This is a genomic window from Inquilinus sp. 2KB_23 (genome assembly GCF_052115705.1).
GTDB lineage: Bacteria > Pseudomonadota > Alphaproteobacteria > DSM-16000 > Inquilinaceae > Inquilinus > Inquilinus ginsengisoli_A.
Genome location: NZ_JBFRHF010000023.1, coordinates 20,793 through 34,707, shown reverse-complemented (window position 1 = coordinate 34,707; position 13,915 = coordinate 20,793). Strand labels below are relative to the sequence as shown.

The 13,915-nt window shown below is 70.0% G+C and carries 12 protein-coding genes; 4 read left to right on the top strand and 8 right to left on the bottom strand.

Going from position 1 to position 13,915, the window contains the following annotated elements; all coding sequences use genetic code 11:
- Window positions 1-347: 347 nt before the first annotated feature.
- Both AB4112_RS25720 and AB4112_RS25715 read left to right on the top strand, forming a co-directional pair.
- A complete protein-coding gene (locus tag AB4112_RS25720; RefSeq protein ID WP_309798312.1) occupies window positions 348-1,727 on the top strand; it encodes an HlyD family type I secretion periplasmic adaptor subunit in 1,380 nt (459 codons plus the stop codon).
- 229 nt (window positions 1,728-1,956) lie between these two features.
- Window positions 1,957-2,457 (top strand): MucR family transcriptional regulator, encoded by a 501-nt coding sequence (locus tag AB4112_RS25715; protein ID WP_309798313.1) that lies wholly within the window; start codon window positions 1,957-1,959, stop codon window positions 2,455-2,457.
- A gap of 129 nt (window positions 2,458-2,586) precedes the next feature.
- On the opposite strand, the gene AB4112_RS25710 is transcribed toward AB4112_RS25715, so the two are convergent.
- Window positions 2,587-3,276, bottom strand: coding sequence for a DNA-3-methyladenine glycosylase I (locus AB4112_RS25710; RefSeq protein WP_441723806.1), 690 nt, complete (start codon window positions 3,274-3,276; stop codon window positions 2,587-2,589).
- Between the two features lie 199 nt (window positions 3,277-3,475).
- Window positions 3,476-4,387 (bottom strand): LysR family transcriptional regulator, encoded by a 912-nt coding sequence (locus AB4112_RS25705; protein ID WP_309798317.1) that lies wholly within the window; start codon window positions 4,385-4,387, stop codon window positions 3,476-3,478.
- Window positions 4,388-4,499: 112 nt separating this feature from the next.
- On the opposite strand from AB4112_RS25705, the gene AB4112_RS25700 reads away from it, so the two are divergent.
- Together AB4112_RS25700 and AB4112_RS25695 are read left to right on the top strand one after the other, a co-directional pair.
- On the top strand, window positions 4,500-5,999 hold the full coding sequence (locus AB4112_RS25700) for a CoA-acylating methylmalonate-semialdehyde dehydrogenase (RefSeq protein ID WP_441723803.1): 1,500 nt from the start codon (window positions 4,500-4,502) through the stop codon (window positions 5,997-5,999).
- Window positions 6,000-6,134: 135 nt separating this feature from the next.
- Entirely contained in the window at window positions 6,135-7,328 is a 1,194-nt protein-coding gene (locus AB4112_RS25695) for an amidohydrolase family protein (RefSeq protein WP_309798320.1), read from the top strand.
- Here the strand turns inward: AB4112_RS25695 and AB4112_RS25690 are convergent.
- The 6 genes from AB4112_RS25690 to nadC all read right to left on the bottom strand — a co-directional run bounded on the left by AB4112_RS25690 (window position 7,325) and on the right by nadC (window position 13,646).
- The gene (locus tag AB4112_RS25690; protein WP_309798322.1) at window positions 7,325-8,047 is read right to left on the bottom strand and encodes an ABC transporter permease; all 723 of its coding nucleotides are present in this window, start codon (window positions 8,045-8,047) and stop codon (window positions 7,325-7,327) included. The genes AB4112_RS25695 and AB4112_RS25690 overlap by 4 nt on opposite strands.
- 4 nt (window positions 8,048-8,051) lie before the next feature.
- Complete coding sequence (locus AB4112_RS25685; RefSeq protein ID WP_441723801.1) at window positions 8,052-8,801, bottom strand: ABC transporter permease; 750 nt, start codon at window positions 8,799-8,801, stop codon at window positions 8,052-8,054.
- A 22-nt stretch (window positions 8,802-8,823) separates the two neighbouring features.
- Entirely contained in the window at window positions 8,824-9,624 is an 801-nt protein-coding gene (locus tag AB4112_RS25680; RefSeq protein WP_309798326.1) for an ABC transporter ATP-binding protein, read from the bottom strand.
- Window positions 9,625-9,674: 50 nt separating this feature from the next.
- Complete coding sequence (locus AB4112_RS25675) at window positions 9,675-10,649, bottom strand: ABC transporter substrate-binding protein (protein ID WP_309798328.1); 975 nt, start codon at window positions 10,647-10,649, stop codon at window positions 9,675-9,677.
- 64 nt (window positions 10,650-10,713) lie between these two features.
- Window positions 10,714-12,801: a phosphonate metabolism protein/1,5-bisphosphokinase (PRPP-forming) PhnN gene (gene phnN, locus AB4112_RS25670; RefSeq protein WP_441723798.1), complete on the bottom strand. Its 2,088-nt coding sequence runs from the start codon at window positions 12,799-12,801 to the stop codon at window positions 10,714-10,716.
- Window positions 12,798-13,646: a carboxylating nicotinate-nucleotide diphosphorylase gene (gene nadC / locus AB4112_RS25665; RefSeq protein ID WP_309798331.1), complete on the bottom strand. Its 849-nt coding sequence runs from the start codon at window positions 13,644-13,646 to the stop codon at window positions 12,798-12,800. The genes phnN and nadC overlap by 4 nt, the downstream gene beginning before the upstream one ends.
- Window positions 13,647-13,915 lie beyond the last annotated feature (269 nt).

The following is a 13,915-nucleotide window of genomic DNA, read 5'->3' as shown; positions in this document are numbered from 1 at the left end:
CGGCCGGTTCCCGAGGTCACGCCTTGCGGCGGCGGGAAAGCCTCTATCCTACTGTGAAATTGACCGGGCCCTGCTACGGCGGAGTTTCAGCGCCGGCGGAAACGCATTACCGACGTAACGTCGCCGGTGAAGGTTGGTATGATCGGCTTGTTGTGGTGCCGCCCGCCGCGGATATGACAAGATGGTCTGATAGACACCCGGCAGAACGAGCATTTACGACTTGCGATTCGGACAGAGATTTTTGAGATGAGGCCGGCCGATCGATCCCGTGACGTGAAGACGAGACGCATTCGTCCGAGGGATCGCCGATTGCCGATGTCGCCGCCGCGCAGAAGGACGCTCCGACCATGTCACTGATCCCTCAGGAGCCCGGAAAGCCCAACCTGCCGGCCATCCCCGGCAGCGCCCTTCTGTCTGCTTCGCGGAAGGAGGAGACGGCGGCGCTGCGGCAGAACGCCCGGCGCCTGAACCGCGTGAGCCTGATCGGCGGTGCCGTCATCGCCGTGTTCGTCGTGGGGGCCGGCGTCTGGGCCGCGTTAACGCCGCTGGCCGCCGCCGCGGTCGCGAACGGGCAGGTCAGCCCCGAGGGCAACCGGCGCACGGTGCAGCATCTCGAAGGCGGCATCATCCGCGAACTGGCGGTGCGCGACGGCGACGAGGTCAAGGCGGGCGACACCCTGCTGGTGCTCGATGCCACGCGCGACAGGGCGACCTACGACATGGTGCGGATGCAGCGCCTGGCCGCCGTCGCCACCATTGCCCGCCTGGATGCGGAACAGACCAGCGCGGCCGCCATCGCATGGCCCGAGGCCATGCTGAACGAGACCCCGTCGAATCCCGCGGCCGCGGCCCTGGTCAGGGCGCAGCAGGACCAGTTCACCTTCCGTCGCGAATCGATCGTGGGCCAGAAGTCGGTCCTGGCGCAGCGCATCGCCCAGAGCCGTTCGGAAATCGTCGGGCTGAAGGGCCAGATCCGGGCCGCGGACATCCAGATGGAGCTGATCCAGCAGGAGATCGACGCGGTGGCGCCCCTGGTCGAGAAGGGGTTGGAACGGCGCCCGCGCTTGCTGCAGCTGCAGCGCGGCCAGGCCCGGCTGATCGGCGAGAAGGCCTCCGCCCTGTCATCCATCGCCAGGGCCGAACAGACCGTCGGCGAAAGCGAGATGCGGATGCTGGCGCTGGACAGCGACTTCCGCGACAAGGTCGCGAGCGAGCGCGCCAAGACGCAGAAGGAACTGGCGGCGCTGGAGGAGAGGATGCGCTCCAGCGGCGACGTGGTCGTCCGCACCCGCATCGTGGCGCCGCTCGACGGCACCGTCACCGGGCGGAAGTTCCACACGGTCGGCGGCGTGGTCGCGCCCGGCGCGCCGATCCTGGAGATCGTGCCGAAGAGCGCGAAGGTGGTGCTCGACGTCCAGGTCCAGCCCAACGACATCGATGTGGTGCGCGAGGGCCAGCCGGCACTGGTCCGTTTCGTCGCCTACAGCCACCGCAGCGTGCCGCGGGTGGCGGGCCGGCTGATCTATGTCGCCGCCAACAGCACCGTGGATGAGAAGACCGGGCGCGCCTATTTCCTGGCCAAGATCGAGGTCGACCCGGCCGTGGTGAAGCAGGTGGCGCCAGGCGTCGAACTCTCCGCCGGCACGCCGGCCGAGGTCTCGATCACCACCGGCAGCCGGACGGTGCTCGACTACGCCTTCGATCCTCTCCTCCAGACCTTCCGGTAATCGGCGGTCCCGATCCTCTGCGGCGGCGACGGCTTTTTCACGCCCGGCGCCTTCGGGAAGGGGAGGGCCAGGGCAGGGATTGCCGCCGCCCGACGGATCTCTCGCTGCACAAAAGGATATTAAATAACAGTCCGGACTACCGCCCGGGCCATTTGTTAACTATATTCAAGCTGTATTGAACGCGATCCGGTATTATCACAGCGTGAACCTCTGGTACGGAGCAGTTTGAATGAGTGAGAATGGCGCCGCGACATCGACGGCGGCTGCCGCGGATGAAACCCGGCGACTGACAGTGCAGATCGTCTCTGCACATGTTTCGAACAACAGCGTCGCGCTGAGCGACTTGCCGGCGCTGATCGCCCAGGTCTACGCATCCTTGCATGATCTCGACAAGCCGGCCGCGCCGGTGGCGGCGGAGCGGCCGCAGCCGGCCGTGCCGATCAAGAAGTCGGTGACGGCGGAGTGGATCATCTGCCTCGAGGACGGCAAGAAGCTGAAGATGCTGAAGCGTCATCTGTCTTCCGCCTACAACCTGACGCCTGAGCAGTATCGCGAGCGCTGGGGTCTGCCGGCGGACTACCCGATGGTCGCACCGGCCTACGCGCAGCAGCGCAGCTCTCTGGCGAAGTCGATCGGCCTCGGCACCCGGCGCGCATCGCCGCCGGCGCCGCAGAAGGCTGCCGCCGTGCCGGCCAAGGCTCCCCGGGGCCGGAAAGCGGCCGCCGTCTGATCGCCGGATGGTGCTTGGCCTAAGAGATCGTTTGGAAATGCGCTGACGGGAGTCGGCTGGCGGTGGTTTCGAGAACCGGCGCGCAGCGGACGTTTGAGTCCGTGAGCACCGGAAGCGCAGAAGCCGCCGTCAGATGGCCGTGCCAGTAGCATTTACAGACGGTCTCTTGGCGGGCTTGGCGAAGGCCTGTCGTGCCTCCTCGATGCGGGGCCGGCAGGCGCAGCCCTCCAGATGGTCGTTCACCAAGCCCATGGCCTGCATGAAGGCGTAGATCGTGGTCGGGCCGACAAAGGTCCAGCCGCGCGTCTTCAAGGCCTTCGACAGGCGCTCGGAGGCCGGGCTGGTCGGGTTCGACCGCCAATACTGCAGGTCCATCACCCGCGGCCGCTCCTCCGGGCCCGGCTCGAACGCCCAGAGCCAGCCGCCGAGCGAGCCGGCCTCCTGGATCAGTTCGCGCGCCCGCCGGGCGTTGTTGATGGTGGACAGGATCTTGGCCCGGTTGCGGATGATGCCGGGGTTGCCGAGCAGGCGCTCGACATCGGTCTCCGTGAAGCCGGCCACCCGCTCGATCTCGAAATCCGCGAACGCCTCCCGGAAGCTCTCGCGCTTGCGCAGGATGGTCAGCCAGGACAGGCCGGACTGGAAGCCTTCGAGGCAGATCTTCTCGAACAGGCGCTGGTCGTCGCCGACCGGCCGGCCCCATTCGCGGTCGTGGTAATCGGGATGATCGGGCATGTCGAAGTGCCAGGAACAGCGCGGCACACCGTCCGGGCCGATGGTGATGCCGTCGGCGATCGTCTTCGGGTCGTCCGGTGCCATCGTCGAATCCGTGTCGAGAGCGATGAAAAGGGCGCCCCGGATCCCGAGGCGCCCCGCCCGATCATGGCTCCGATGTGGCCTGCGTGTCAGCAGCCGAGCGCTTCGCCCGAGCCCGAACGGCTGTCGATGGCGCCGTTGCAGCGGACGCCGCCGCCCTTCTCGATCACGGCCGGCCGCTGCCTCCGGCCCCGCGGCGCATTCATTCGCGATCCGGCCGTCGAGGACATCCCGGCAGGAACCGCTGGCGCTCCTCCTCGAAGCGGCGGGCGAGGAAGCGCCGGCAGATCGCGACGCGGCGCAGCCCGGCGGTGTCCGGATGCGACAGCATGAAGTAGCTGCGGCGGAATCCGACCTCCGGCAGGATCCGGGTCAGGCCGGGCACTTCGGCGGCGGCGAAATCATGCAGGATACCGATGCCGGCATCGGCCCGCACCGCCTCCATCTGGCCCATCACGCTGGCGCAGCGGAACCGTCGGCGCGACCGGTCCTCCAGCACCGTGACATAGTCCAGGGCCGGGGCGTAGGCGTAGTCCTCGACCCCGGTCACGACCATGTGGTCCGCCAGCGCGTCCACGGTATCAGGCGTCCCCGCCGCGGCGAGATAGCCGGCGGAGGCATAGACCCCCAGGCTGTAATCGGCCAGGCGGGACACGATCAGCCTTCCCTCCACCGGCCGGTCGAGGCCGATGGCCAGGTCCGCCTCGCGCCGCGACAGGGAAAAGCTGCGGGGCAGGGGCACCAGCTCGATCGTCAGATTGGGGTATTGCCGGGCGAAGATGCCGAGCTCCCGCGCCAGGAAATAGTTGCCCAGACCGTCGGGCGCGCCGATCCGCACCGTGCCGGCGACCTCGGCCTCGTCGTCGCGCAGCCCTTCCGCCGCGCCCAGCAGCGCGGTCTCGATGCCCTCGGCCACCGGCAGTAGCCGGTCGCCGGCCTGGGTCAGCACCGACCCCGCCGGCCGGCGGTCGAACAGCACGGTGCCGAGATCGGCCTCCAGCGCGTCCAGCCGCCGGGCCACCGTGGCGTGGTTGAGCCCGAGCTTGCGCGACGCCGCCAGCAGCTGGCCATGCCGGGCGATCGCCAGGAAGACGCGCAGGTGGTCCCAGTCCATGGCTTCAAATCCCGCACAATGGTTGCTCGATCCTGGCCATTGATGCGCGCCGGGTAAAGCGGGATGACATCCCCTCCGCCCGCCGGGCCGGACTGGAGCAGGAGATGCCGTGATGCCAACCGAGATTCACCATTTCATCGGCGGCCGCCGGGTTCCCGGCAGCAGCGGGCGGACCGTGCCAGTCTTCAACCCCGCCACGGGTGTGCAGAGCGGCACCGTCGCCCTGGCCTCGGTCGACGACGTCCGCGCCGCGGTGGCTTCGGCGAAGCAGGCGTTCCCGGACTGGGCCGGCACCACGCCGCTGCGCCGCGCCCGCATCCTCAATCGCTTCCTGCGCATCCTGGAGGAGCGGACCGACGAGCTGGCCGCCGCCATCACCGCCGAGCACGGCAAGGTGCTCAGCGACGCCAAGGGCGAGGTCCAGCGCGGCATCGAGGTGGTCGAGTTCGCGACCGCCGCGCCGCAGCTGCTCAAGGGCGAGATCACCGAGAATGTCGGCACCCGGGTCGACAGCCACTCGCTGCGCCAGCCGCTCGGCATCGTCGCCGGCATCACCCCGTTCAACTTCCCGGCCATGGTGCCGATGTGGATGTTCCCGGTGGCGCTGGCCTGCGGCAACTGCTTCATCCTGAAGCCGTCGGAGCGCGACCCCTCGGCCTCGCTGCTGCTGGCCGAATGGCTGACGGAGGCCGGGCTGCCCGACGGCGTGTTCAACGTCGTCCAGGGCGACAAGCAGGCGGTCGACGCGCTGCTGTTCGACCCCGACATCTCGGCGATCAGCTTCGTCGGCTCCACCCCGATCGCGCGGTACATCTACGAGACCGCGGCGCGGACCGGAAAGCGCTGCCAGGCGCTCGGCGGCGCCAAGAACCACATGATCATCATGCCCGACGCCGATCTCGACCAGGCGGTCGATGCGCTGATGGGCGCCGCCTACGGCTCCGCCGGCGAGCGCTGCATGGCGATCTCCGTCGCCGTCCCGGTCGGCGAGAAGACCGCCGAGGCCCTGCTGGCCCGGCTGGAGCCGCGGGTCCGTGCCCTGGCCATCGGCCCCGGCACCGATCCGGAGGCCGAGATGGGGCCGCTGGTCACCCGGCAGCATCTCGACAAGGTGCGCGGCTACATCGACTCCGGCGTCGCCGAAGGGGCGAAGCTGGTGGTCGACGGGCGCGACTTCCGCCGCCAGGGCTATGAGGACGGCTACTTCATCGGCGGCAGCCTGTTCGACCACGTCACCACCGACATGAAGATCTATCGCGAGGAGATCTTCGGGCCGGTCCTGTCGGTCGCCCGGGCGCCGGACTACGAGACCGCGGCCGGCTGGATCAACCGCCATGAATTCGCCAACGGCACCGCGATCTTCACCCGCGACGGCGACGCCGCGCGCGAATTCGCCCACCAGATCCAGGTCGGCATGATCGGCATCAACGTGCCGATTCCGGTGCCGATGGCCTTCCATTCCTTCGGCGGCTGGAAGTCGTCGCTGTTCGGCGACCACCACATGCACGGGCCGGAAGGCGTGCGCTTCTACACCCGGATGAAGACGATCACCACCCGCTGGCCCACCGGCATCCGCGCCGGCGCCGAATTCGTGATGCCGACGATGAAGTGAAGCCCACCTCGAAGTGATACCGGGGGATGCTGCCGTTCGACCATGCATCCAGGACATGGTCTCGGACGCTCGACGGCAGTATTCGGTAGGGGCGTCGTGCGACGCTCCCGGCCCGCTGATCGAAGGATGCATCCGATGGCTTCAGCCACCCTGTTCACCAATGTCCGGCCGGCGGGCCGGGCGGCCACCGACATCCTGGTCCGCGACGGCCGCATCGTTCCCGCCGGGGAACCGGCGCCCGCCGGGGCCGCCGTGGTCGATGGCGGCGGTGCCCTGATGCTGCCGGGCCTGGTCGAGGCGCACACCCATCTCGACAAGACGCTGTACGGCATGGGCTGGTACCGCAACGAGGTCGGGCCCCGGCTGATCGACAGGATCGACAACGAACGGACGATGAAGCGGACGCTGGGCATCGACCCCGCCCGGCAATCCGCGCGGCAGGTCGTGCTCTCGGTCGGCCACGGCACCACCCATATCCGCAGCCATGTCGATGTCGACACCGAGGTCGGGCTGGCCGGCATCGAAGGGGTGATGGCGACGCGCGAGCGGTATCGCGACATCGTCGACATCGAGATCGTCGCCTTCCCGCAAAGCGGCATGCTGGTGCGCCCGGGGACGGTCGGGCTGATGGCCGATGCCCTGCGGCAGGGCGCGGATGTCGTCGGCGGCCTGGACCCGTCGGGCATCGACCGCGATCCCAAGGGGCATCTCGACACCGTCTTCGGCCTGGCGGACAGCTTCGGCAAACCGATCGACATCCATCTGCACGAGGGCGGCGAACTCGGCGCCTTCGCGGTCGAGCTGACGATCGAGCGCACCAAGGCGCTCGGGCTGCAGGGGCGGGTGACGCTCAGCCACGCCTTCTGCCTGGGCATGCCGGATGTGGCCGCGGTGGACAGGCTGATCGAGGGGCTGCGCGAGGCCGGCATCCACATCATGACCACCGGGCCGGCCTCGGTCGACGCGCCGCCGGTCAAGCGCCTGGCCGCGGCGGGCGTCACGATCTGCGCCGGCAATGACGGCATCCGCGACACCTGGGGTCCCTACGGCACCGGCGACATGCTGGAACGGGCGATGTTCGTCGGCATGCGCAACAACCTGCGCCGCGACGACGAGCTGCAGCTGGCGCTCGACATCTGCACCCATGGCGGCGCGGCGGTGATGGCGCTGGACGGCTACGGCATCGAGGCCGGCTGCCGCGCCGATTTCGTGCTGGTCGAGGCCGAGACCGTCGCCGAGGCGGTGGCCGGCCATCCGCCGCGACGGCTGGTGGTGAAGGGCGGCCGCGTCGTCGCCCGCGACGGCCGCGCCATGGCCGAGGCGCCCTAGGACCAGATCCTGGCCAGACGGCGCAGCGCGGCGTTGAGCGCCAGGGCGAAGACGATCAGGGTGGCGGCGACGGCCAGCACGGTCGGCATGTCGCCCAGCTCCATGGCGTGCCGCGCCAGGAAGCCCAGGCCGCGCTGCGACGCGAACAGCTCGCCGATCAGCACGCCCAGCAGCGCCAGCGACACCGCGATCTGCACCCCAGACATCACCTCCGGCACGATCGCCGGCAGGATCACGGTGCTGGCCGCCTGCCACGGCGTCAGCCGCATCACGCTGGCGGTGCGGCGATAGACCGGCTTGGTCTGCAGGATGGCGTTCATGGTGAAGAGGGCCAGCGGGATCATCCCGTGCATCACCCCGAACGCCACCTTGGCGGACATCCCCAGGCCGAAGATCAGCAGCACGACCGGGTACAGCGTCACCTTCGGCAGGGCGTAGAGGTTGATCAGGATCGGCTCGGACACGCCGCCGGCGAGGCGGTGGCTGCCGAGCAGCACGCCGAGGACCAGGCCGCCGGCGATCGACAGCACCGCCGCCAGCAGGAAGGCCTGGCCGGTCTCGGCGCAATGGCCCCAGAAGGCCGGGGTGGCGGCCAGGGCGCGCAGCCGGTCCAGGGTCTCGCCCGGCCCGGGAATGGCGGTCCCGGCGCTCAGGTGCAGGACCTGCCACAGCACCAGGAACACGGCGACGATGAGGGTGACGCTGACGGCCTGCCTCATGGCGTCACCGCCCCCGCCGGGCGTTCAGCCGGCGGTCGACCATGTGCAGCCCGGTGTTGATCGCGACCACGGCCAGGATCACCAGCAGCATCAGCCCGTACATCGTCTGGTTGTCGAAGTTGTTGTAGGCATAGGCGATGGAGTAGCCGATGCCGGAGCCGGACAGGATGAACTCCGACGCGATCACGCCGATCACGGCATAGGCCACCGACAGCTTCATGCCGGTGAACAGGTAGGGCAGGGCGGCCGGCAGGCTGATCCTGAGCGCGGTGGACAGCGGGCCCATGCGCAGCACCCGGGCGGTGCGGCGCAGCGCCGAGGGGATGCGGTCCAGCCCGTTCAACGTGGCCGTGATCATGGCGACGATGGCCAGCATGACGGCGACCGCCGTGATCGCGCCGCTGCCCACCCCGAACAGGATGATGAAGACCGGGTACAGGATGAAGGTCGGCACCGCGTAATAGCTCGCCAGCATCGGCTCCAGCCCCAGGCGCAGATCCGGCCAGGCATGGATGCCCACACCCAACGCGAAGCCGAGCCCGATCGAGATCGCCGCCGCCAGGGCGATGTCGCGGAAGGTGGTGAGGATATCGGCGTTGAAGGTGCCGGCGCGGAGGATCCGCCACAGCGCCTGCGCCATTTCCGACGGCGGGATGATGGCGGTGTGCCGGATCGCGCCGCCGCGGCACAGCAGCTCGAGCACGGCGACGGCGGCAACGATCACGGCAAGGCGGATCCAGGCTTCGCGCGGCATGGCCGGGGCCTCCGGGTTCGGGTCAGTGCACGCCCATGTGCTTCAGGGATTCGACCCGCAGCTTTTCCCAAAGCCGCGCGTTGATGGCGCCGAATTCCGGGGTGGCGATGACCCGGCTGTCGCGGTCGCGCGGCCAGCCGGTCTCGACGAAGTCGATGAACACGCCCGGCCGGGCCGACATCACCCCGACGCGGTCGGCCAGCATCGCCGCCTCGTCCAGCGAATGGGTGATCAGCAGCACCGTGGCGTTGGTCTCCCGCCACAGCCGCAGCAGCTCGTCGCCCATCAGCAGGCGGGTCTGCTGGTCCAGCGCGCCGAACGGCTCGTCCAGCAGGATCAGCCGCGGCTGCAGCACCAGGGTGCGGGCGATGCAGACACGCTGGCGCATGCCGCCGGACAGCTGCGGCGGCAGGGCCCCGGCGAATTCGCGCAGGCCCATGAAGCCGATGGCGTAATCGACCCGGCGGGCGATCTCCGCCGCGTCGACCCCGGCCCGGCGCAGCCCGAAGGCGACGTTGTCGCGCACGGTCAGCCAGGGGAAGGACGCGTCCTCCTGGAACACCACGCCGATGCCGTCGGGCACGCCGGTGACCGGCCGGCCCTCGAAGCTGGCCTGGCCGGTGGTGGGCGGCGCCAGCCCGGCCACCACGTCCAGCAGCGTGGACTTGCCGCAGCCCGACGGGCCGACCACCGAGAAGAACTCGCCGCGGCGCAGCTCGAGGTCCAGCGGCCCGAGCGCGTGGATCTGGCTCTCGCGCTTGCGGCCGCCGAACACCCGGGTGATGCCCTTCAGGACGACGTGCAGCTCCTCGGTCTGGCTCATGGGCTCCCCGGCCGGCGGGCGGCGCTGCGGCTTCGGCAAGGGCGTGACGCTCATTGTTTCGCCTGCAGTTCGGGCGGCAGGTAGGCGGTGTCGATCAGCTTGGACCAGTCGACGCCGTCCTGCACCTCGCCGACCAGCGCCAGGCCCTTCACGGTCTCGTCCAGCTCGGCCTGGTTGATCTCGCCCTCGCTCCAGTAGCGCGGCCCGATCATGTTGGCCACCGCCTCCTGCGCCACCTTGGGGTCGAGGGTGAAGGTGCGGCCGACGATCTCCGCCGCCGCCGCGGGGTCGGCGTAGATCGCCCGCACGCCGGCGCGGCGGCCGGCGATGATGGCCTTGATCACGCCGGGATTGGCCTCGGCGAATTCACGGGTGGTGATGCCGACGGCGGTGGTCATCGCCGGCAGGATGTCCTTGGCCCGCGCCACGGTGCGGAACTCCGCCTTACGGATGATCGACAGCGGCTCGATCATCCCGGCCGCGGCGACCTCGCCCTGCTGCAGCAGGGTCAGGCTGTTGCTGTAGCCGCCGGAGGCGACGCGGGTGACCGAGGCCGGGTCGACCCCCTCCTTCTGCAGCTCCATCAGCAGCAGCATCTCCGACACGCCCTTGGGCGAGGTGATGGCGACCTTCTTGCCGGCAAGGTCCTTCAGCGACTTGATGTCGGAATCGGGCATGGTCAGCAGGGTGGATTCCGCGGCGCTGCGGATGGCGGCGTTGACGATGACGACATCCAGCCCCTGGCGCTGGGCCGCCAGCGCGGCGCTCAGCGCCACCTCGCCATAGGGCAGGGGGCTGGCCAGGATGTTGCGCACCGTGGTGCCGCCGCCGCCGGACCCGATGATGCCGGTGATGTCGACCCCCGCCTCCTTGAAGAACCCCTTCTCCATGGCGACCGCATAGGGCGCGCCGTAGAGGCTGGTGCCCCATTGGGTGACGGAGATTTCCGCCGCCCGGGCGGGTGCGGTCAGCGCGGCGGCCAGCGCAAACACCGCCGCCATCGCCTTGCCTGCCATTCCTGTCATCGCCGTGTCCCTGTTTGTTTATCGGTTATGGCTTTCCGTCCGGCCGCGCTTCCGCGCGACGTCGTCACACCCCGCTGCTGCCGCCCCCCGCCGTGACGGTCTCGCGGATGTCGATCCCGGCATGATGCCCGGCCATGGCCGCGGCGGCATCGAGATCCTGCGGCGTCGAGGCGCGGATCAGGAACAGCGCCTGCCCCGCCCGCACCTCCTCGCCCACCCGGCACAGCAGGTCGATGCCGGCGCCGGGGTCGGACGGGGCGCCGGCGCGGCGGGCGATGCCGGCGATGGCCCAGCCATCCATCGCCGCGATCGGGCCCGACCGGTCGGCATAAACCGGCTGGACCAGCGGCGCGGGCAGGATCGGGTCCGCCCGCCGGCCCTGGGCGTCGACGATGCGGTCGAAGGCGTCGCGCGCCCGGCCGCTGGCCAGCAGCGCCTCGGCCAGGCGGCGGCCTTCCGCCTCGTCGCCCACCGCGGGGTCCCAGGCGATGATCCGGCCGGCGTAGAACAGCGCCTTCTCGCGCAGATCGGCCGGCCCCTCCGGGCGGTTGTCCAGGATCTGCAGCACGTCGCGCACCTCCAGCGCCGGGCCGATGCCGCGGCCGATCGGGGCCGTGCCGTCGGTCGGGAAGGCGCGGACGGTCAGGCCCAGCCCGGCGCCGACGGTCTCGAACAGGGTGGCCAGCTCGGCCGCCTCGACCCGGCTCTTCAGCCTGGCGCTGGGGCCGTAGGGCAGGTCGACGATCACATGGGTCGAGCCGGCGGTCAGCTTCTTCGACAGGATCGACGCCACCGACCAGCGGTTGGAATCGAGCCCCAGCGGCCGGGTGATCGCGTTCATCACGTCGTCCAGCGCCGAATGGTTCAGCCGGCCGTTCCAGGCGATGCAGGCGCCGGCGGCGGCGACCGTGCGGCGCACCTCCTCCACGCTCAGATCGACCCGGGCGACGGTCTCCATCGCATCCGCGGTGCCGGCGGCGGAGGTGATCGCCCGCGACGAGGTCTTCGGCATGGTCAGGCCGTGGGCGGCGACGATCGGCACCACGATCAGGGTGATGCGGCTGCCCGGGATGCCGCCCATGGAATGCTTGTCCACCACCAGGGGCGCGTCCCAGCGGATCCGTTCCGAGAAGGCGCTGCGCACCCGGGCCAGCGACACCACCTCGTCGTCGCTCAGCCCCCGGTTGGCGGCCACCAGGAAGCCCGCGACCTCGCTGTCGGGATAGCGGCCCTCGACGATGTCGCGCACCACCTGCGCGTACTGCTCCTCGCCCAGCGCGCCGCCGCGGATCTTGCATTGCAAGGCCCCTCGGCTTTCCGGGGACGGGGTGCGGCGGATGAAGATGTCGGTGCCCGCCGCCATGCCGAGATCGGCGAAGGCCTCGGTCGACAGGCCGATCTCGTCGTCGTCGAGCAGCCGCGGGTCGTCCAGCACATTGACCTGGGCCCGGATGCTGCGGTCGCCGGCGACCACGTCGATCTTGTGGGGGCCGAGATAGTCGGTCGCCCGCAGCACGGTGCCGTGCCGCGGCAGGAAGGCCGTGTTCTGCCGGCCGGTGTCGATCGGCACGGCGCGCAGGCGCAGGCGCGACGCCTCCTGCTGCACCAGCCGGACGAAGGCGGCGATGCCGGCCTCCGGCGTGCCGTCATTGGCGACCCGGACGACGCGCACGCCGCCCGCGAAGGCCGCGGACAGGTCGGGCGCCGGCCGGGCCAGCCGGGCCGCGATGTCGGCCCCGGCCTCGCGGCCCCGGCCGGCGATGCGGCGCGCCAGCACCGCGGCAGGGGCCGAGACCTCGACCAGCACCAGGCGCGGCACCCGCTCGGCCAGCGCCGGCACGGCGGAGCGGGAGCCGTTGGCGATGACGTGCCGTCCCTGGCGGCAGGCCTCCAGCAGCTCGATCGGCAGGCCGTAATGCAGGCCGTGGGCCTGCCAGGTGATCAGGAACCGGCCCTGCTGCTCCAGCGCGGCGAAGGCCTCTTCGGTGGTGCCGTCATGGTCCTCGCCGGCCGCCCCCGACGGGCGGGTGATGACCCGCCGGGCGAAGTGATAGCGGCCGGACGGCGCCAGGATCGCCCGCGCGCCGTCGATCAGCGTGTCCTTGCCCGACCCGCTGGGCCCCACCACCAGGAAGAAGATGCCCGGGCTCACGCCGCCGCCCGGTCGGCTTCGTCGAGCCCGATGTCCATGGCGGGCGCCGACTGAGTGATCTTGCTGGTGGAGATGTAGTCGACGCCGGTCTGGGCGATGGCGCGGATGGTGTCGAACCGCACCCCGCCCGAGGCCTCCAGCGGGATGCGCCCGGCCACGGTCTCGACCGCCCGGCGCATGATCGGCACCGGCATGTTGTCCAGCATGATGACGTCGGCGCCGGCCAGCACCGCCTCGTCCACCTGCTCCAGCGAGTCGCACTCGACCTCGATCTTGGTCAGCATCGGCAGGGTGCGCCGCGCCCGGCGGACCGCGGCGGCGATGCTGCCGCAGACGGCGATGTGGTTGTCCTTGATCATCACCCCGTTGTCGAGGCCGAGGCGGTGGTTGAGGGCGCCGCCGCAGGCCGTGGCGTGCTTCTCCAGCACGCGCAGGCCCGGCGTGGTCTTGCGGGTGTCCAGCAGCCGGGCCCCGGTGCCCGCGATCTCGGCCACGTAGCGCGCGGTCTCGGTGGCAATGCCCGACAGGCGCTGGGTGATGTTCAGGGCGGTGCGTTCGGCCGTCAGGATCGCCTGGGCCGGGCCGCCGACGTCCAGCAGCACTTGGCCGGCCGCGACCCGGTCGCCGTCCTTGACCCGGACGGTCACGGCGCAGCGCGGGTCATAGCGGCGGAACACCTCGGCGGCGACCTCGATGCCCGACACCACCATCGGCTCGCGGGCATTCATGACGAAGGCGCCGGTCTCCTCCGGCTCGATCATGACCTGCACGGTCAGGTCGCAATAGCCGATGTCCTCCTGCAGCCAGAGGTCGATCAGGCGGGTGGTCGCGTAGCGATCGTACATGGCATGAGCCTCCGCATGCGAGTTCGACCGCCGCGCGGCCGCTCGTTCTTCAGAATGCTTTTGTATGTACGCAAACGATAACCATGACTTGGTTAATCTGTCAAAGAGAAAGATTAGGCACTGACTGAAACAAATATGGGCAACTAGACGACTTCTCGATACAGCGTTATTTCTCTGGCTGAGAATATCCTGTTCAATAGAACTCGGGCGTGAGGCGGGTCTTGGCTGTCCGCCTCGCTTCGATATTATTTCTCCAGTTGAGAATTTGA